The sequence below is a fragment of the Streptomyces spororaveus genome (genome assembly GCF_016755875.1).
Lineage (GTDB): Bacteria > Actinomycetota > Actinomycetes > Streptomycetales > Streptomycetaceae > Streptomyces > Streptomyces spororaveus.
In genome coordinates this window covers 4,103,097-4,121,847 of sequence record NZ_BNED01000005.1, presented here as the reverse complement: position 1 = coordinate 4,121,847, position 18,751 = coordinate 4,103,097, and the positions used below count along the sequence as shown (strand labels likewise).

General features: G+C 70.0%; 15 protein-coding genes, 1 tRNA gene and 1 pseudogene. 6 read left to right on the top strand and 11 right to left on the bottom strand.

Annotated features, from left to right (window positions below; translation table 11 throughout):
- Window positions 1-33 precede the first annotated feature (33 nt).
- The 6 genes and pseudogenes from Sspor_RS20820 to Sspor_RS20795 all read right to left on the bottom strand — a co-directional run bounded on the left by Sspor_RS20820 (window position 34) and on the right by Sspor_RS20795 (window position 6,838).
- Window positions 34-825 carry a ParB N-terminal domain-containing protein gene (locus Sspor_RS20820; protein ID WP_202200484.1) on the bottom strand — a complete coding sequence of 264 codons (792 nt, stop codon included), beginning with the start codon at window positions 823-825 and terminating at the stop codon, window positions 34-36.
- Window positions 826-1,140: 315 nt separating this feature from the next.
- Window positions 1,141-2,841, bottom strand: coding sequence for a relaxase/mobilization nuclease domain-containing protein (locus tag Sspor_RS20815; RefSeq protein WP_202200483.1), 1,701 nt, complete (start codon window positions 2,839-2,841; stop codon window positions 1,141-1,143).
- Window positions 2,838-3,398, bottom strand: coding sequence for a MobC family plasmid mobilization relaxosome protein (locus Sspor_RS20810; protein WP_202200482.1), 561 nt, complete (start codon window positions 3,396-3,398; stop codon window positions 2,838-2,840). The genes Sspor_RS20815 and Sspor_RS20810 overlap by 4 nt, the downstream gene beginning before the upstream one ends.
- Window positions 3,399-4,268: 870 nt before the next feature.
- Complete coding sequence (locus tag Sspor_RS41790; protein WP_237403946.1) at window positions 4,269-5,219, bottom strand: ATP-binding protein; 951 nt, start codon at window positions 5,217-5,219, stop codon at window positions 4,269-4,271.
- Between the two features lie 273 nt (window positions 5,220-5,492).
- Window positions 5,493-5,993 (bottom strand): annotated as a pseudogene (locus tag Sspor_RS41735) (zinc finger domain-containing protein); the annotation flags it as partial.
- A gap of 5 nt (window positions 5,994-5,998) precedes the next feature.
- Window positions 5,999-6,838, bottom strand: coding sequence for a winged helix-turn-helix transcriptional regulator (locus Sspor_RS20795; protein WP_202200480.1), 840 nt, complete (start codon window positions 6,836-6,838; stop codon window positions 5,999-6,001).
- 589 nt (window positions 6,839-7,427) lie between these two features.
- Between Sspor_RS20795 and Sspor_RS20790 the strand changes: the two genes are divergently transcribed.
- The 3 genes from Sspor_RS20790 (at window position 7,428) to Sspor_RS20780 (ending at window position 9,691) form a co-directional block, all read left to right on the top strand.
- Complete coding sequence (locus Sspor_RS20790) at window positions 7,428-7,679, top strand: helix-turn-helix domain-containing protein (protein WP_202200479.1); 252 nt, start codon at window positions 7,428-7,430, stop codon at window positions 7,677-7,679.
- Window positions 7,680-7,817: 138 nt separating this feature from the next.
- Window positions 7,818-8,147 (top strand): helix-turn-helix domain-containing protein, encoded by a 330-nt coding sequence (locus tag Sspor_RS20785; protein ID WP_202203764.1) that lies wholly within the window; start codon window positions 7,818-7,820, stop codon window positions 8,145-8,147.
- 29 nt (window positions 8,148-8,176) lie between these two features.
- Window positions 8,177-9,691, top strand: coding sequence for a LacI family DNA-binding transcriptional regulator (locus tag Sspor_RS20780; RefSeq protein ID WP_202200478.1), 1,515 nt, complete (start codon window positions 8,177-8,179; stop codon window positions 9,689-9,691).
- 32 nt (window positions 9,692-9,723) lie between these two features.
- On the opposite strand, the gene Sspor_RS20775 is transcribed toward Sspor_RS20780, so the two are convergent.
- Complete coding sequence (locus Sspor_RS20775) at window positions 9,724-11,124, bottom strand: MGMT family protein (RefSeq protein ID WP_202200477.1); 1,401 nt, start codon at window positions 11,122-11,124, stop codon at window positions 9,724-9,726.
- A gap of 193 nt (window positions 11,125-11,317) precedes the next feature.
- On the opposite strand from Sspor_RS20775, the gene Sspor_RS20770 reads away from it, so the two are divergent.
- Window positions 11,318-12,157 carry a PE-PGRS family protein gene (locus Sspor_RS20770; RefSeq protein WP_202200476.1) on the top strand — a complete coding sequence of 280 codons (840 nt, stop codon included), beginning with the start codon at window positions 11,318-11,320 and terminating at the stop codon, window positions 12,155-12,157.
- Here Sspor_RS20770 and Sspor_RS20765 read toward each other — a convergent pair.
- The 3 genes from Sspor_RS20765 to Sspor_RS20755 form a co-directional block, all read right to left on the bottom strand.
- Entirely contained in the window at window positions 12,087-13,721 is a 1,635-nt protein-coding gene (locus tag Sspor_RS20765) for a cell envelope integrity TolA family protein (protein ID WP_202200475.1), read from the bottom strand. The two genes, Sspor_RS20770 and Sspor_RS20765, sit on opposite strands and share 71 nt — an antisense overlap.
- A 188-nt stretch (window positions 13,722-13,909) precedes the next feature.
- A tRNA-Pro gene (locus Sspor_RS20760) sits at window positions 13,910-13,983 on the bottom strand.
- A 161-nt stretch (window positions 13,984-14,144) separates the two neighbouring features.
- On the bottom strand, window positions 14,145-15,083 hold the full coding sequence (locus Sspor_RS20755) for a metallophosphoesterase (protein ID WP_202200474.1): 939 nt from the start codon (window positions 15,081-15,083) through the stop codon (window positions 14,145-14,147).
- 68 nt (window positions 15,084-15,151) lie between these two features.
- Between Sspor_RS20755 and Sspor_RS20750 the strand changes: the two genes are divergently transcribed.
- The gene (locus Sspor_RS20750) at window positions 15,152-15,613 is read left to right on the top strand and encodes a GatB/YqeY domain-containing protein (RefSeq protein WP_202200473.1); all 462 of its coding nucleotides are present in this window, start codon (window positions 15,152-15,154) and stop codon (window positions 15,611-15,613) included.
- A 96-nt stretch (window positions 15,614-15,709) separates the two neighbouring features.
- Here Sspor_RS20750 and Sspor_RS20745 read toward each other — a convergent pair whose 3' ends face one another.
- Window positions 15,710-18,013, bottom strand: a complete 2,304-nt coding sequence (locus tag Sspor_RS20745; protein ID WP_202200472.1) for a transglycosylase domain-containing protein — start codon at window positions 18,011-18,013, stop codon at window positions 15,710-15,712.
- A 384-nt stretch (window positions 18,014-18,397) separates the two neighbouring features.
- Between Sspor_RS20745 and Sspor_RS20740 the strand changes: the two genes are divergently transcribed.
- Complete coding sequence (locus Sspor_RS20740) at window positions 18,398-18,748, top strand: WhiB family transcriptional regulator (protein ID WP_202203763.1); 351 nt, start codon at window positions 18,398-18,400, stop codon at window positions 18,746-18,748.
- The last annotated feature ends 3 nt before the right edge of the window (window positions 18,749-18,751 follow it).

Genomic DNA, 18,751 nt, shown 5'->3' with positions numbered 1-18,751 from the left:
CGGCGGGAGCAGCGGGTCGGCGTTTGCTCCGGCTTACGGCAGGTTGCGCTCCCGCCATACGGCGCCCATTTCGGTCAAGGCGGTCATCGCATGGGCGATGGTCTCGCGGGTGACAGGTCGCCCCGGTGCCTGGTACTGGGGGTCGTACTTGGCAAAGGTCCTGCTGCCCCGTGTGTGTGCCAGAGCCGTGACGACATCGCACAGGAGATAGGTTGCGACCCTCCGCTGCCGTATGTCCTCCTTGACGCGCTCCCTGTACTTGTTCCAGGCCTGAATCCCGGTGAACTCACCCGTGATGACCCGGTCGGCGAGGTCAGGGGCCTCAGTGCGTAGGCGGGCGAGGTGTTCCCGGCTGGCCTGTGCACGAGCCTTGCTCACGAGGGCGGTGCCGTGGGCCTCGTCCAGGCTGACGGCACGCGTGATCACCAGGTCCACGAGGTTGGGCTCGTGGCGCATGACGAAGTCAGCCAGTTCCAGTCGGCCCGTGGAGACACCGGTCCTCTCGCTGAGGGAACGTATCGCGGCCTCAGGGGCGAGGTGCTCATTCGTCTCGGTGCCGGCTTGGGCCTTGGTCGCGATCATTGCCGCCTGCCCCGTGGTCAGGTTGCGCTGGCGGATGTTGACGTTCAGGGCGTATCCGTCCGGATCATCGCCTTCATAAGTGGTGAAGCGGGGCTCGATTCCGAGGGCCTCGCAGACGGCCAGTCGGTTGCGGCCGTCGAGGAGAACCCCGTCAGGGCCGAGGACGATCGGGTGACGTAGGCCGTGGGTCCTGACGGAGGCGGTGAGCTCGTGGAGCTCCTCGTCGGTGAGGGGCGGGAACATAGTGGCGATGGGGTGGACCTTCAGGGTGGTGCTCCTTGTGGTGTGGGTGTGCTGACAGCACCGTGGGGGGTGCCGTGCGGCTTGACGGGGTTGGGCGTGGAGCCCAGGTATTTCAATGATCTGGAGAATCCCCGGTTTGGCTGACCGGGGTTCGTCGGCTATATATGTCGGCCCCGTCTGCGAGCAGGAGTGGGTTCGCACGGGTACGTCCTTGCCGCTTTCGCCCAGGTAGGTGCACAAGTTGGCCGGTCGAGCTGCCCCGTAGGGAGGGCCCGTCTGCCACAGCGTGGGGCGCCGAGTGCGGCGCCTTAGAGGTCAGCGTCGTGGGCGGTTCGGCGGGGTCGCGGGCGCCGCAGGCGGCTGCGTGCCGTGTCCCGGCTGGCCGGTCCACGATGCCGTTGTGCGTCGGCGGGCGGCTTCGGCGCGGGGGTTGGGGCTGGGGTTGCGGCTGGTGTGCTGGAGGCGGGTGATCAGGACGCGGGCCGGTTGGCGGGCTGTGCCGAGTTCGCGCTGGGCTGCGGCCTCCTGCAGGAGCTGGTGGGGCTGGTGGCCTCGGGCCTCCGCGTCGGCCAAGAGTGCGGCGAGGGCGGGCCAGCTGGGGTCGGTGAGGATCCGGTCGGCCTGGTCGGGGACGGCGGCGCGTACGTCGCGAGCGAGGGTCCGGCGGGTTTCCTCCCTCGGCTGACGCTGTTCGAGTACGACGAGCGTGGGTGTGAGGGCTTGCTCGGCGGCTGCCTGCAGGTGGTGGAGGGTTTGGCGGGCGGCGTCAGCCTGGTGGGCGTGGCCCTTGGCCTCGTGCCAGCGGCCGGCGACGATCCCGGCCCACAGGAGCGCTGCGATGAGGGCGGCGAGGGCGCTGCCGTCGGGGCCGGTGGCGGTGTGGACGATGTCGCGTGCTGCGTTCCGGATGGCGTGGGCGGCGCGGTCTTCCGCGCGGATCTGGGAGCGCTGGACGCGTGCGAACGCCTTGGATGCGGCGTGGAGTTCGGTGCGGAGGTGGGTGGGGGCTTTCTGGGCGGTGGCTTCGAGGAGTTCGCCGAGGGCGGTGATGTGTGCCTGGGCGTGGGTGTCGTCGGCGAGGTCGGTGCGGAAGGTGTCGAGGGCTTCGGTGGCCTGGTGCCAGGCGGTGGCGGGCTGGTCGCGGCGGGCGGTGGGGTGTTCCTCCGGCTCGCCGGCTTCGAGGCGGTCCCGGAGCTTGGGGAGGGTGAGGTCGGGGGCGATCTTCCCGCCGGGGTGGAAGGTCTGTTCGCCGTCCTTGTTGAGGTCGCCGGGGCGGCCCGCGGCGTAGCCGAGGAGGTCTCCGGAGGGGCCGCGCCGGGCCTTGACCGCGATGCCGTCGGCTTCCATGTAGGCGAGGAGTTCCTCGGCCGTGCGGGCGTGGGGGATGGCGGCGCGGATGCGGTCCTGGAGCCACTCGCGGCTCGTCTGCTCCCAGCCGAGGCGCTGAGCCTTGTGCATCTCGGCCTGGGTGGGGGCGCGGGTCCCGGTGCGGTCGCCCTTCTTCAGGCGGCGCAGGCCGTAGTCCTTCTCGATCTGGCGGCATGCGTCGCCGACGCGGATGCCGCTGTCGTGGAGTTTGGGGCGGCGGCCGTCCTCGCGGACGGTGGTGGCGAGGATGTGGATGTGGTCGTCGGCGTGGCGTACGGCGATCCAGCGGCAGGCCAGGTCGTCGCCTTCGGGAGCGATGCCGGCCGCGGCGACGATGCGCTGGGCGATCTCGCCCCACTCGGCGTCGGAGAGGTGGCGGTCCTCGAGGGCTGCGCGGACGGGGCAGTGCCAGACGTGGTCGGTGATCTTCTTGCCGAACTCGCTGTTGCGGAGGCGTACGGGTTCGTCGAGGTAGCGGGCGAGCTGGGTGAGGGTGGCGTTCTCGTCGCGGCCGGGGTCGGGCATGGCGAGCATGGCGAAGCCGGCCACGATGTGGGGGTCGGTGTGTTCGTCGTGGCGGCCGGGGCCGTAGAGGTAGGCGAGCAGCCCGCGGGTGTTGGCGCCGGAGGGCTTGATGGCAGCTATCACGGCTGTCGGACCTCCTGCGGGTTGGCGGGTTCGCGCAGGGTCTCGGCGATCAGGGTGAGCAGGTGGTGGAGTTCGTCGAGGCGCTGGCGTATGTCGGGCGCGGTGAGGTCGCTATTCAGGGCGCGGGCGATCTGGTTGATGTTGACGCCGATGCGGTTGCACTGGCGCAGGACCTGGGCGCGGAAGACGTGCGTGCGGCGGCGGTCCTCGGACAGGGGCAGGTTGGCGGTGAACCGGCCGTTGATGAAGGCGAGGACGATGTCGGCGGCGAAGCCGGATTCGCCCTTGTAGCCGTGCTCGGCGGCGGCCTCCTGGAGGCGGGGGCGTTCGTCGTCGGTGAAGCGCAGCGGGCCGACGCGGTCGCCGCGCTTGTTGCCGGTGAAGCGGCGGATCGTGGGCTGGGCGTTCTTGACCGTCGGCTCGCCGGCGGCGGGCTCGGCGTTGCGTTCGGCGTGGAGGATCTCGCGCTGGACGGCGTGGAGCGTGTCCTGGTCGGGGCCGCCCTCGGACCCGACCTCACGGTCCGGCGCTCCCTGGCGCCGGGCCGTCTCCGCCACCCCCGGGGCGGAGATCCCCGAAGACCGGCCTTGAGTCGGACTCGGGGTACTACTGGCTCCGCCAGGAGCTGCCGTCATCCCGAATGCACGCCGCCAATGGTCCATCAGGGTAGATGACTTCGAAGGCGGTGAGGGTGTGTCGTCGTGGTGCTGCGGGGCCGCTGTCATGGGTCGTTCTCCTGCGGGGTGAGGTGAGGTGAGTGGGGTGGTCGGCTCGCGGTCTCGGGGCAGGCGCCTACCGGGGCGTGGCGTGGGCGGCTGGCTGGTCCCCCGGGCGAGGCGTGCGGGGCCGGTCCCCGCAGCTCTTCGGGGACCGGGCCGCCGCGGACCACCGGGACCAGGGGAATCGGGGACCGTCCCGAACTGGGACCGGAAGGAAATGGGGGACCGTCCCGAGCCCGGGGACCGCGGGAGAAGGATCGGGGACCGGACCGGGGACCGTCCCCGTGGACGCGGTGGGGGACCGATCCCCTCCCGTCCCGGAATCCGATGACCTCACGGTCCCCGATCGGACATGGGGACGGTCCCCAGATGGTGGGGACCATCACGACGGTCCCCACCATCTGGTGATGTCGGGCGGGCAATTGGGGACCGAGTCACCTATAGGCCATCTGACCTGCGGAAAGCGTTCCGGGACGGTCCCGATGTGGGGACCGTCCCCATGTCCTTCGCAGGGGACCGTGGTGGTTGCGGGGAGGGTCCCCGTCGCCGGGCGGCAATCCGGGACCGTCCCCGATCGTCTGGGGACGGTTCCCTTGGCGGGACCGAGGTGTGGATTTGGGGACGGTCCCGCTCGGGTGGGACCGAAACGTCGCGATAGGACGGTCCCCAAGGGTCACCGGGACCGTGGCGCATGGGGGACCGTAGTCGTCAGGCTGCCAGCGGGGGTGTGCGTCGGCGGTCCGGGCCGGTGAGGATGGCGCGGGTGGTCATCTCTGCCAGGCGGGAGGCGACGCGGTCCCCGACTGCGTTGCGGAGTTCCGCGATCGGCAGGTTGGTGGTGATCAGGGTCGGGAGCATCTCGGTGTAGCGGCGGTTGATCAGCCGGTACGTCAGCTCCTCGGTCCACTCGGACTGCTTGGCTGCGCCGAGGTCGTCCAGGATCAGCAGCGGGCACCGGCCGAGCTCTTGGATCTCCCGCTCGGGGTCGTGGTTGGGCCGGGGCCGGAGCTGGGCGTAGAGGTCGGCGGAGGTGACCGCCTGCCAGCGAAGGCGTACTCCGGCGGCCAGCAGCGAGCGGACGGCTCCGTAGGCCTGATGGGTCTTGCCGATGCCGGTGGGTCCGGCGATCAGCAGCGAGGGGCCGTAGGAGATGCCCCGGGTACCGGCCGGCCCGCTTCGCCCGGCGCGGGTGACCGCCTCCACCCAGCCCAGGACTTCGGGTTGCGTGGCGAGTGCCTCGCGGTAGCGGGGCGGGATGCGGCGGTCGTCGATGCCCACTGCGGCTTGGGCGACGGCCCGTGACAACCGCCGTGCGATGCGCCGGCCGCGCCACCCGCCGCGCTGCTTCGGGGTGCGCTCGGCGAGGCGTGCGGCCAGGGCGACGGCCTTTCGGGTGGCGCGTTCGGCCGTGCCGCTCATGTCCAGGTAGTCGGCGGCGAACCGCCAGCTGGTGTCGGCGCTGTACGCGGTGCAGCCGACCGCGGCCAGCGCGGCGATGGTGACGGCGGGCGACGCAGGCTTGCGGATGCCGCCGTTCCGACGTGTGCGTTGCTGTGTCAGCCGCCTGATCAGCAGCGCGGAGCAGGTCAGTGCGAGGGCGATGAGAGTGAGGGACGTTGCGTTCCAGTGCCCGAGTGCGGGCAGGGCGAGTGGTGTCATGCAGGGGTCTCCGGAGACCCGCCCGCGCCATGCAGAGGCGCGGGCGGGCGGTGTGGTGATGGCGATGAGGTGGGGAGGCGGCGCCGGAGGCGGGCGAGGCCGTTGCGACGAGGCCAGGAGCACGGTGGGGTGGCTGACCCGGAGGCCGGACCGGCACGAGCGGGGGGCGGCTCAGCGTCTGCTGGAGCGAGCGGGACCCGAAGGGGGAGTGCTGATGCCGCCCGCCACGCCGGTGGTCGGGCGTGGCGGGGCCGACTGCCGGGTGGGAGTCGTGGCGGTGGTGGCTTCGCGGCCGGCACGAACGGACCGGTAAGGCGCGAGCTGGGCGCGTGCCGCTGGAGGGATGACGGATCCGACGGAGCGCAGGCGGGCCTCGACGTCGGGGTGCGGGCCGGCGGTGAGCTCGTGGAGGGTGGACGGTGCTGTCTCGCCGACCGCGACGGCGCGCCGGTTTCCGCGCAGCTCGGATAGGTATGCGGTCACGTCGTCCGGATCCGCGACCGGGAGGGGATCGGTGTGCCGTGCCAGGCGGTCGCGGCGGTAGGCGTCCCACTGGCGGGCGATGTCCACCGGCAGGATCCGAAATCCGGAGGTGCGGGTGTGTGCCGTTACCGCTTCACGGACGTCCCAGCCGTGGGCGGTGAAGGGAACGTCAGCCAGGATCTCGTGCCACTGGGCGATCTGGTCACGGGCAGTGCCGCTGTCCGTGTGGGCGGTGCGGGTGTCGAGGCGTCCGACGTAGGCGAGCAGGATGGCGATCTCTCGGAGGTCCAGGGTAGTTATTCCGTTCCGGTAGGGGTGTCATGGGCTTCGAGCTCGGTGAGGGCATCGAGCAGGGCGCTGGTGTGCTGTTCGGCGCGGGTCCTTCCGGGTGCAGGACCGGAGGAGGCGCCGCCTGGCAGGGAGCGCAGGTGCGGGCGGCCAGGAGCGGGAGTGTGTTCGCGGGTGATCCACTCGCGCCAGTCGGCGGACCAGGCGGCGGCGGTGCGCGGTCCCCAGACCGCCCGGTAGTTGCGCCACTTCTCGTCAGCCGCTCGCAGGGCGTGCTCGCCGAGCCGGTCGAGGTGGCCCTGTTGCCGCAGCCACGTCTCGGTGGCGTCGTCGATGTGCCACTGGGCGGCGGGGATGAGCGGGGAGCTGCTGCTCTTACTACCGTTCATCTTTGGTTCTCTACTGTTCTGGGGGTCGGATTCCGGCCCCCGGCCGGGCTGGAATCCGGTCCCCCCAGGGGTTGGATTCCGGTCCCCGGGGCCGGTTTCCGGCCCCTCTACAAGTGGCTTCGACGGGCTGGATTCCGGCCCTGTGGGGGCCGGATCCCGGTCCCTCGCTGTGGCCTGCTCGGAGAGGAACCGAGCCGCGTCGGGGAGGTGGTAGTACCTCTCGCCGCGAGGGCCCTTGCGATCCTCGATCCACACCAGCTCGCCGCTGGCGATCAGTTTGTCGAGGGCGTCCCGCACGGCGCTGCGGGAGGCGTTGGCCCGCTTCATGAGGGCGGGGACCGAGGCGTACGCGATGCAGCGGCCATCGACGCATCGGTCGGCGATCAGCACGAGGATCATGCGGGCGGTGCCCTTGCTGCGGCTGTGGTCCCACACCCATGCGCGGGCGTCGTGACTCATCGGGTGGCGGCTCCTTGGTAAGGGCGGGCAGGGGGTAGCCCGTTTCGGGTGGGGGAGGGGGAGGGCGGGGTGTGACGGTTGCGGCCTGCCGGCGTGTGGTGCTGGCAGCTTCGCTGCCCGGCCTTGGAGAGCCGGGGCTTGCCGTGTCCCCCGGGGTCAGCGTTCGGGGCGCATGGACAAGACAGCCACATTGGTTCGCGCAAGTCCAGCATTCCGCCGAGAAAGCAAACAGCTCACGGCGAACATGTCCCTGTGGGTGTGTAAAAACGGTAAACCCGAATCCCCGGTTGACCAAATAGCTCGAAGAATTGGCGGGACGAATAGGGCAAGTCGCAACGCTTCGGCAATGACCGTGCTGCTCCCCGCCGCTACCTCCAGGTGCCCTATCTGCGCAGGTTGAAAGGGTGTGCGAACTGCAGCCGGTCCTCCGGTCGACGGACCTGACGGGCCATTATTTGGTCAACCGGGGATCCGCTGCTATGTTTCGCAATTTTTCGGCGGCAGGGTAGGGAACCTGACAACAAAGCGGCGGAATGTAGCAGCAGATCCCCGGTTACCCAAACCGGGGATCCCAAGTTACAAAATATGCATGCCCCCAACACCTCTGGAAATCGGTCCGGCCGGGAATCGAGTCGCCCGTGCCATCGAGCGAGCCCGCACCGCGCGTGGTGTCGCCCAGCGCCAGCTGGCAGCCCGTGCCACCGCGCTGGGCCACCCCATGACCGTCACGACGATTTCCCGCATCGAACGCCGACGCCGCCGCTGCGACGTCGACGACCTCGTCGCGATCGCCGCCGCCCTCGGCGTCTCCCCGCTCGTGCTGCTCCAGCCCGCCGCGTAGCCGCACCAGCCCGGCCTGCGGCGTGCCAGTGTCGCCGCCGGCCCCTCCGCACAGGCCATCTGCCCACTCCAGAACCGTGGTCGAACCCTCGACCTACTCCGCCGTACCTGATGAGGATCCTTCTTGCGTCAATCGCCCATGGCCGCAGCCTGCTCCGACTCCTCCGCCCTCCCCCGACTGTTCCGCCCCGAGGAGATAGCCGATGCCCTCGGCTGTTCCGCCTGGTGGGTCAAGGACCGGGCCAGCCGGGGACGCATCCCGTTCACCCGGGTCGGACGTTCGTACCGCTTCACCGCTGAACACCTCGCGGAGATCATCCGCCTGTACGAAGTGCGGCCGGCGATCGCACCCGAACCAGTCGCACCCTCCGTCCGCACGGTGCCGTCGCGCACGGCAGCCCCATCCGCCCGCCTCCACGCCCGTCGACCCCGCCGCGCACGCCAGGACGACTTCGACACCACCGCGTAGCTGACGACGAACCAAGAGGGGAGGGAATAGTGGGCTTCGCGGAGAAGCGCAGCAACTACTGGCGCGGTCGTTACAAGACGGCGCCCGGAAAGCACAACACGGTCGTCGACTCGACCGGAGCGACCATCAAGTTCGCCACCAAGCGAGAGGCCAAGCGGGCCGCCGACGAGGCGGAGATCGGCTTCCGGCGCGGCGACGTACGTGACCCGTCACTGGGCCAGGAGACGTTCGGCGAGTACGCGAGCCGCTGGTACGAGGCCCAAGACCTGGCCGCGTCCACCATGCAGAACTACCGCCGCCACATCGAGGAGCACCTGCTCCCCGACTTCGAGGACAAGGCCCTCGCCGGCATCCTCCGTACCGACGTCGCGCTGTGGGAGAAGAAGGAACGGGCCTCCTACGCCGCCTCCAGCGTCAAGACCTGGCGGGCCACGCTCCACCTCATCCTCGCCGACGCCGTGGATGAGGGGCTCATCGACGCGAACCCCGCCGCCAAGCGCCGGGGGAGGGGCAAGCGGGCCGGCCGCTCCGCCGACTGCGGCCCTGAGAAGGTCGTCACGGACGCGCTCGGCGCACTCCTGATCGCCGAGCGGGCCGCCCTGCTCTCCGGCCGGGACGACGAGTTCGTCGCGGTGATCCTCAAGGCGTACACCGGCATCCGCTGGGGCGAAATCGTCGGCCTGGAGACCGAGTTCGCCCGTAGGGGCTCGGTCCGAGTCGAGTGGCAGCTGTACGAGCTCGACTCGGGGGTGATGGTCCGCTGCCCGCCCAAGGACGACAGCTACCGCACCATCGACGCCCCCGACTGGCTCTCGGCCCTCGTGGCCGACCACGTCGCCCGTACCAAGCCCAAGCCGTGCCCGTGCCATGGCAGGACGTACGTCTTCCAGGGCCAGGGCACCGCCCGCACCGGAGGCCACCAGGGCGCGAAGCTGGTCGACGTAGCCCGCCGCGCCGGCGTCTCCACGGGCACGGTGTCCAACGTCCTGAACCACCCCGACCGCGTGCGCGAGGCCACTCGCACCCGGGTCGAACTCGCCATCACCGAGCTGGGCTTCGTGCGAGGCGGCGCACCCACGGAACACGCCGCCCACTGGCGCCGCAACGGCTTCGCCACCTGGCTCTTCCACCCGGCGACTACCGGCTGGTACCCGAAGAAGGCCTCGCAGGAGCCCCGCCCCGTTCCGCTCCTCGGCGACCCGTTCCCGGGCATACCGGTCCGGGGTCGCAACGCCCAGGGTCGCGCCGACGCCTGCTGGACGGCCATCGCCAGGGGCCTCACCCCGCATGGCCTACGCCACTCCCACCGCACCCACATGGAGGACCTCGGCACGGAGAAGGTCCTCATGGACGACCGCATGGGCCACATCGACGGCTCGGTCTCCGCCCGCTACGCCCACGTGACCTCGGGCATGCGTCAGCGCCTGCTCGCTGGCCTCACCCAGCAGTGGGAGGCCGCGCTCGATGCCCGCCTGTCGATGAGCCCGAGGTCGCCGGTGCGTGCGCTAGACACGCTTCTGCGAGCTCGATCGGCCGCACGGTAGCTGGACGGGGCGCGTGCCGCGCCTGCAGCGCGTCAGTTGCGCAGGAGACGCCGGAGGTCGTCCAGCGGCAGGCGTGCTTCCCGAGCGGCGGCGCCCGCCTCGAAGTGGATGCCCTCCGTGCCGAGGACATCTGCGGGAGTCTCCGTGCGCGCCGGGTCGGGCCACTGGAAGCTCGAGCTGACGGCCCCCGACGTCGTGAGCACCCGCCAGACGTTGGGGCACTTGCCGCAGGTCGCCAGGTGAGTGCCGACCGGGACGGCATGACTGTTGATCACAGTCGCCACGTCTCCGTAGGTCGTCCATCGCCCGGACGGGATGGCTTCCAGGAGAGCGTGCAGACTCGACCAGTCCTTGCGGGTACCGCTGAGCTGCTTGGCCAGGTCCGCGAGGTGGCTGCCCACCAGCGCTGCCCACTCGTCGGGGTCGACGGTGTCCGGGACGGGATTGGCATCGACGTCCCACCAGGTGGTGCCCTGTATCCCGTCGGCTTTGCGGCCGGTCACGCTGGTGAAGATGTGGTTGGCCAGCCCGGTCGGCGTGTACGGCTTGCCGTCGGCTTCCCAGGTCAGTGGCTCGGTGGTGTTGTTGCTCCATGTGGCGCTCGCGCGTCTGCCGTCCTCACCCACCCAGGCCCGGATGTCCTCGCGGATGGATTCCGGTGCGCCATGCCTCGGTACCAGCCGCAGCCGAGCCCCGTCCGGCAGCAGTCCGGCGTCGACGAGAACGTGCACCGCGCTGCGGGCACGCGAGCGTTCCTCCAGTTTCTGGGCCGCGGCCTTGGCCTCGATCCGGGCCGGAGCGAGCGTGAACTCCTCGACCTCCGGGGTCGGGTAGACCTTGGTGAATCCGGCGACGAGCTGTCCCTTGACCTTCCAGAGGCCGACCTCGATGAGGTCGATGTCGAGGTTCATCTCCGACAGCCACACGACGGTGTGGGTGACCTGCTTGGGGAAGCCGGCCGCGATGATCACCTGTCGGGGGCGCTGGAGCAGTTCCGGACTCCAGTCCCCGTCCACGTGGTTCAAGAGGCGCTGTCGGCACTCGTCGAGTTCGACGCTCTCGCCCCTGCCCTTCAGGAAGTCACGGTGCGCCTGGGCCAGGGTGTCGAGGTCGAACCGGGACACCAGGGCGGCGTAGGTGATCGCCTGGAGGTGGACGTCGCGGTCGGCGCTACCCCGCTTCAGCTCGACCACCACGAGGCGCCCGGTGGCATCCAGGCCCAGGACGTCCAAGCGGTCGCGCGCCGGCACCCCGTCCGTGTCGGCCCACCGATCGAACTCGGAGGTGATCACGAGCACCGATTCGCCGAGGACCTGAGGGTGCTCGATCACCCACTCCTGGAGGTGCTGCCGTTCGAAGAGGCCTTCCGCTGCCAGCGTGGTCGGTGAGACCGGCGTGGCCGAGTCCCCGTCGACGGTGAAGAGATGATCCACGCTGTCCCCCTGCCCCAGTCCGTCAGCCCGGCGCTCCCACGCCGACTGCCCCGAGCCTACGTGCGGGTTGTGACACGGGGCACTCGCTTTGCGGTAGATCACGGACGGCCTGGGAGGCGATTCCGAGGTCGGTCCCCGGCGAGATCTCGTGGATGGGCACACGGCGGTGCCGTCGGCCTGGCTCAATGGAGGCATGGAGATCGGGGAGCGCTTGGCCTATCGGGCCAAGCCGAAGGAGCTGGGTGGTGCCCTGCGCCAGGTGGAGATCGTCCGGGTGGGCGCCTCCGGCAGGTCAGGCATCCACGTGCGGTTCCTGGACGGCGATGAGGCCGGACTGCAGGAGTGGGTCAGCGCGGGCTGTCTGGTCGCGCTCTGGGCTGATGTCGATGCCTTCCGTGCGGATGACACGGCGGAGCTCGCCCTGACCGAGGCGTCGAGGGAGGTGCGGGGTAGCGCCGAGTTCGAGGCGGCGCGGATGATCCTGGGCTTCGTCCGCCCCAAGGGGCGACTGCGTCTGCGCAAGGCGGTGGCGGACGCGGGCGTGCTGGAGCTCGGCCACCTCGACGAGACGGCGCCGCTCGTCGGCATGGACCCCGCCGACCTTCGCGGCGACGCCATGGTCCACGAGGACCGCAACGGCCTCTGCCTGGTGGGCTGGCCGATCGCCGAGCGGATCGCGCGGCAGGTGGCCCAGCGCCTGGCCGAGGAGGTCCTGCCGGAGGTGGACCGCCGTCAGCAGGCCGTGGACGAGGAGCGCGCCCGGCCCTCCTGGCATTCGTACCACCGCCGGGACGACCGGAAGCTGGATGCAGAGGCCGCCGCCCTGCGCACCGTCCGGGAGTGGTGCGGGGAGGAGAAGGCCGAGCGCTACGACGAGCTCGTCGCCCTACGTGCCGAGGTGCTGCGACTCGGCGAACTGGTCGAGCAGGCGGTGAAGGCGCTCCGGGACCGTGGGCACGGCGTCATCGCCTCCACCATTGAGCGCGGCCTTGGGGTCCATATCTCCAGCCTTGGTCCCGACGTACGTCGTTGAAGCCGTCGCGCCACCGCTCGGGCTCCGGCTTGGGCGGTGTGGGCTCCACCGGTGGCTTCACCTTCTCCGGGCGGTGCGGGTGCCAGCCGTCGAGGAACGGCCGCAACTCGTCCCCCGTCGGCTCGGCGTGGAAGTTGCGGACACCGAGACCCTTCCCGTTCAGGGTGGGGTCCAGGCGGTCGGCCTCCGCCCTGCCCCACGCCGACCACTCCCGGAGCCGCTCGGCCTCGAAGGGGTCCTCCGTCTGGGCGGCGGCCTCATCCAGCGCCGTGCAGAAGGTCCGGATCTCTCCTGCGGCTCGCCACTGTTCCAGCGCGGTGCCGAAGTGTTCGGCCCGAGCCGCGTCCACCGCCTTGATTGAAGCCGCGCCGACCGCGGCCTCCCACTCCCGTTGGGCGCGCTCTTGCCTTTCGGCTTCCAGTCGGCGGTTCTCGGCTTGCTGCCGTTCCCGCTCGTCCCGGAGCCGACGCTGTTCGGCCTCCTGCTCCAGCCGGGCCCGTTCCTGCTCATCGGCCCGGGCTCTCAGCGCCCGGAGTACCGAACCGATCTGGTCCTCAAGCGGCTTCTTCTCGGTGTCGGCCCACTCCTTCTTCCAGCCGTACTGGTAGCCCTGTTGCTGGGCGAGAACCATCTCCAGCTCGCCGGACGGCTCGAAACGTTGCGCCGGGACGACCCGCTGCCAGTCGTACGTGCGGCGGCCCGCCGGCTTGGGCACGTACCGGACCTGCTTCTGCCGTTCCTTGAAGGTGATCTCGTACGTCCGGCCATGGATCGTGAGCAGCGGCCTCGCCTGCCTGCGTTTCTTGGACACGGCGATCTCCCCGTGCAGGGGGAGGGCCTGCTCGGCGATGAGGCGGAGCAGGGACAACACGCGAGGAAGGACTCCCTCGGAGATCTCGAAGGCGCTGTGGTCCGCAGTCACGGCAGCTAGGACGTCGTCCACGTCGGTGATCACACGACTGCGCGCCAGGCGGATCCGGTTCCACTCCGTGTCGTCCTCGCCGGTCACCCGGAGCAGCCCCAGGAAGAAATCCCCCTTGGCCCGCCCGCTGTACTTCAGGTGGTACCCGGCAGGCGCACACTGACGAGCCGCGTCAAAAGCCCTTCGGTAGCGGGCTCGCTCCGCCTCGTCTGGGTTGGGGATCCGCAGGAAGCGGCCGGCCTGCTGTACCTCGGCGACTAGAGCTTGCCCGATGTCCGCAGGAGAACGCCGTGGGGCCTTGGCAACGCGCTGCACGGGGAGCTTCCGCTCGGCAGCGGCCTGCTGCTCGGGGTGTTCGGATTCCTGCTTCCCGGGGCCGGACGGCGTTGCCGGGCGTGACTTCCGTGGCGCCGGCTCGGCCCTGTCGGGGTGATGGCCGTGCTGGAGGTAGAAGCGCCCAACCTCGGTGATCTCCGCCTGCCATCTTCCGCCCTCCTTGGGCATGACGATGTGCCCCCGCTCCTTCAGGGCTCGGGCGGTGGCGGCGAATTCGGGGGTGTCTGACGTGACAGGTTCGTCGCTCTCCCCGATCCGGGTCAGGAGGGCGAGTTGGCGATCGTTGAGGGGTGACCAACGGTGCATGTGATCGTCGTATCGCCAGCGCTCGTTGCGGCACAAGCCTTGGGGTGAGCTTTCCGAGCGCTCGGCCCGGCTCCCCGTGGGAGCCGGATTCCGGGGTCGGCTCCCAGATGGCTCCCAAGACAGGCCCGTAAACGCAGGAAGGGCCTGACCCGCGATGCGGATCAAGCCCTTGACCTGGTCTTACGAAGTCGGGGTGGCGGGATTTGAACCCACGACCTCTTCGTCCCGAACGAAGCGCGCTGCCAAGCTGCGCTACACCCCGATCGCCACCTTGCAGCGCTTGCTGCCCTGGCGACATCGATTACTTTAGCGGACCTCTCGCCGGAGACGAAATCCGGTTTTCGCGGAGCCGCTGCCGCGGTGCGGACCGGGGCGGGGGACACCGCCGGTGCCGGGCGCGGCGGGCGGTCGTTCCGGCGTGTCCTACCCCTTCGGGGTCAGCGTCAGGAGCGTCGCCTCCGGCGGGCACGCGAAGCGGACCGGGGTGAACCGGTTGGTGCCGCAGCCGGCCGAGACGTGCAGGTACGCGCGGTTGCCCTCCGCCTCGTGCGTGGAGAGCCCCTTCACCCGCTTCGTGTCCAGGTCGCAGTTGGTGACGAGCGCCCCGTAGAAGGGGATGCACAGCTGCCCGCCGTGGGTGTGGCCCGCGAGGATCAGCGGGTACCGGTCGGCGGTGAAGGACTCCAGGACCCGCAGGTACGGGGCGTGCACCACCGCCATCGAGAAGTCCGCGCCGGCCTCCGGGCCGCCGGCGACGCTCGCGTACCGGTCCCGCTTGATGTGCGGGTCGTCGAGCCCGGTGAAGGCCAGCTCCAGGCCGTCCAGCTTCAGCCGCGCCCGGGTGTTGGTGAGGTTCAGCCAGCCGGCCGCGTCGAAGGCGTCCCGCATCTCCTCCCACGGGTTGTGGACGGCGCCGACGACCGGCTTGTTGCCGTTCAGCCCGTGACGGCCCTGGGTCCGCTCGATCAGGTAGCGCCCGGGGTTGCGCAGGCGCGGCCCGTAGTAGTCGTTCGACCCGAAGACGTACACGCCCGGGAAGGACATCAGGGGGCCCAGGGCGTCGAGCAGCTCGGGGATGCCCTCGGTGTCCGAGAGGTTGTCGCCGGTGTTCACCACGAAGTCGGGGCGCAGGCCGGCCAGGGACTGCAGCCAGGCACGTTTCTTGCGCTGTCCGCCGACCATGTGGATGTCGGAGACCTGGAGCACGCGCAGCGGGCGCATCCCCTGGGGAAGGACAGGCACCGTGACCCGGCGCAGGCGGAAGGACCGCGCCTCGAAACCGGCGGCATAGGCCACACCCGCGGCCCCCACCGCAGCGATTCCGGCAGCCGCCTTCAGGGGTACTCCGTAACGCGCACGCATGGACCCATCGTCGCAGACCGGGAAAACCCCTGAGCGCCACTGCCCCCGCACCTGGCACACTCACATCCATGACCACGCTCAAGGCCAAGCTCCAGGAAGACCTCACGACCGCCATCCGGGCGCGCGACGAGCTGCACTCGTCGACGCTGCGCCTGACCCTCTCCGCCATCACCAAGGAGGAGGTCGCGGGCAAGGAGGCACGTGTGCTCTCCGACGAGGAAGTCCTCAAGGTGATCGCCAAGGAGGCGAAGAAGCGCCGCGAGGCCGCGGAGGCCTTCGCCCAGGGCGGCCGTCCCGAGCAGGCCGCGCGCGAGACCGCGGAGGGCGAGTTCCTCGACACGTACCTGCCCAAGCAGCTCAGCGACGACGAGCTCGTCGCGATCGTGGCGCAGGCCGTCGAGGAGGCCAAGGCCGCGGGTGCCGAGGGGCCGCGGGCCATGGGCGCCGTCATGAAGATCGTGAACCCGAAGGTCGCCGGGCTGGCGGAGGGCGGCCGGGTCGCCGCCGTCGTCAAGCAGCAGCTCTCGTAGGACCGCGGAACGGAAGAAGGGGGAGGGCCCCGGCCGGTGTCGGCCGGGGCCCTCCCCCTTCTGTATGCCGGGCTGCGCGCCGGCGGCCCTGCCGGGCTACTGGTCGTCGCGGCCGCCGATCACGCCGGCCGTGTTCGGGTCGATCGAGATCCCGGGGAACGGGGGCTGCGGCTGGACGTCGCCCGTGGCGCCCGTGGCACCCCCGTGGTTTCCGCCGGTCTGGCCGCCGGGCCGCCCGCCGGGCTTGCCGTCACCGCCGGGCTTGCCGGGCCGGGTCGGGGTCGTCGGCGGCTTGTTGCCGCGCGGGCCGCCGGTGGGGAGGGTCGGCTCCGCGATGCCGACGGTGACGAAGTTGCCCGACTCGCGGCCGGAGAGCGCGCCGCTGACGGCGTCCTTCCAGATCGGACCGGGCAGACCGCCGCCGAAGACCTTGTCGTAGGGCTTGCCGCCGATCACGATGTTCTCCATCGTGATCTTCTTCGCGCCGCCCGAGCCGACCCACACCGCGCCGGAGACGTTCGTCGTGTAGCCGACGAACCAGGCGTTGTAGCGCTCGTCCGTCGTACCGGTCTTGCCGGCGCTGTCGCGGTCGCTCAGACCGGCCCGCTCACCGGTACCGGAGTCGACCACTCCGCGCAGCAGGGTGTTGATGGTGTCGGCCGTCTCGGTGGCCATCGCCCGCTCGCACTTGGACTTCGGCACGGCGAGCGCCTTGCCGTGCGCGTCGGTGATCGACTCGATGGCGACCGGGGTGCAGTAGACGCCGCGGTTGGCGAAGGTCGCGTACGCGTTGGCCATCGTCAGCGGGGAGAGCTCGGCGGAGCCGAGCGCGATCGACGGGGCCTCGGGGATCTTGGAGCCGTCGGCCGGGACGACGCCGAGCTTCTGCGTCATCTCCGTCACCGGGCAGAGGCCGATCTCGCCGATCATCTCGACGAAGTAGGTGTTGATGGACTTCTCCATCGCCGTCCGCAGTGCGTACGGGCCGACCTCGTCCTCGGTCTCGTTCTTCGCCGTCTGGGTCTTGCCGTTGATCGGCAGGTTCAGCCACGAGCTGCCGTCGCAGCGCGAGATCGGCGTCGGGTACTCCAGCTTGTTGGGCGCCGGGTACACCTTGGTCGCCGGCATGCCGCGCTCTATGGCGGCCGCCGCGATGAACGGCTTGAAGGTCGAGCCGACCTGGAAGCCGAAGTTCGAGCCGCCCATCCGCTTGTCCACGGAGTAGTTGATCTGGGTCTCGTTCTTCCCGAAGCCGTACGGCTTCGACTGACCCATCGCCAGCACCCGTCCGGTGCCCGGCTGGACCATGGTCACAGCCGTCGCGATCGAGTCCTCCTGGTAGACGTGATCCTTGATCGACTCGTTGGCGGCGTCCTGCGACTGCGGGTCCAGGGTGGTGCGTACCGTCAGGCCGCCCTGGTTCCAGACCTTCGCCCGGTCCTCGCGCGTCTTGCCGAAGGCCGTGTCGGTGAGGAAGGAGTTGCGCACGTAGTCGCAGAAGAAGCCCGCGCCCTTGACGGCGGTGATGCAGCCGTTCTTCGGCTTGGTCACCTTGAGGGTGAGCGGCTTCGCCTTCGCCGCGTCGGCCTCCGCCTGCGAGACGTCCTTGGTGTCGGCCATCCGCTGCAGGACGATGTTGCGGCGCTTCGTCGCCTCCTGCACGTCGTTCACCGGGTCGTACCGGCTCGGCGACTGCACGACGCCCGCGAGCATCGCGGACTCCTCCAGCGTCAGGTCCTTGGCCGGCTTGCTGAAGTAGCGCTGGGCGGCGGACTCGATGCCGTACGCCTGCTGGCCGAAGTAGGTGATGTTGAGGTAGTTCTCGAGGATCTTCTTCTTCCCGAGCTCCTCCTCGACCTGGATCGAGTACTTCAGCTCGCGGATCTTCCGGCCGAGGCTCTTCTCCTGGGCCTCGCGCACCTTCGTCTCGTCGTCGCCGGCCTCTTCGACGAACACGTTCTTCACGTACTGCTGGGTGAGGGTGGAGGCGCCCTGCGCGGCGCCGCCTTCCTGCGCGTTGCGGTTCACCGCGCGCAGGATGCCCTTGAGGTCGACCGCGCCGTGCTCGTAGAAACGCGAGTCCTCGATGGCGACGATCGCCTTCTGCATGTACGGGGAGATCGCCGTGAGCGGGACCACCTGCCGGTCGCGCGAATAGACGGTGGCGATCGTGCCACCCTCGGCGTCCAGAATCGTGGTCCGCTGGCTCAGCGGCGGAGTCTTGAGATTGGCCGGAATCTCATCGAATCCCTCGACCGTCCCCTTGGCCGCCAGGCCCAGGGCGCCAGCGGCCGGAATCGCCATGCCGGCCATTACAACCCCGGAGAGGACGGACACCCCGAGGAACTTGGCGGCCTGCTGGCTCCCCGTGAGCCCGCCGCCCGAGCGCTTCTTTCCCATGGGGGCAGCCTACGTTCTCATTCACCGGACACGCGCGAATGCCTTGGCCTAAGCTGTCCCCAACTGTCACAGCAGTGTGGTGCGACATCAACCCCTCGGCTTGATTTTCACCCTTCCCGAATGGGGTGGACACATGTCCGAATCTCGCCCCTCGGTTGAGCTAGAAGTGACGATTACACCCGAATTGCCGCAATGGCCGGGCATGTCGCCGGATCACTCCGTCGGGTGATCTGCCGCTTACCCATAGTCCGTTCGGACCATTCAAGATTGGGCCCGTCGGGGGTGTTGCACTGTGCTCGCCTTCCGTAACGTCCTCAACTGGCAGCGGTGAATATGCCGCTGCCGCCGTGGGGGAGCCTCGATTCGGGAGAGGACGGCGCCGGGATGGGCTGGGTTACCGACTGGAGTGCGCAGGCAGCCTGCCGCACTACCGATCCGGATGAACTGTTCGTTCAAGGAGCGGCACAGAACAGGGCCAAGGCGGTGTGCACCGGATGTCCGGTGCGGACCGAATGCCTGGCCGACGCGCTCGACAACCGTGTCGAGTTCGGCGTGTGGGGTGGAATGACCGAGCGGGAACGACGTGCGCTGCTGCGCCGGCGTCCCACCGTCACCTCGTGGCGACGGCTGCTCGAAACCGCACGTACGGAGTACGAGCGCAGCACAGGCATCCTCACCATGGATGCAGACGCGGAGATCGACGTGGAGTACGAGACATACGCGGCAGCCGGGTAGACC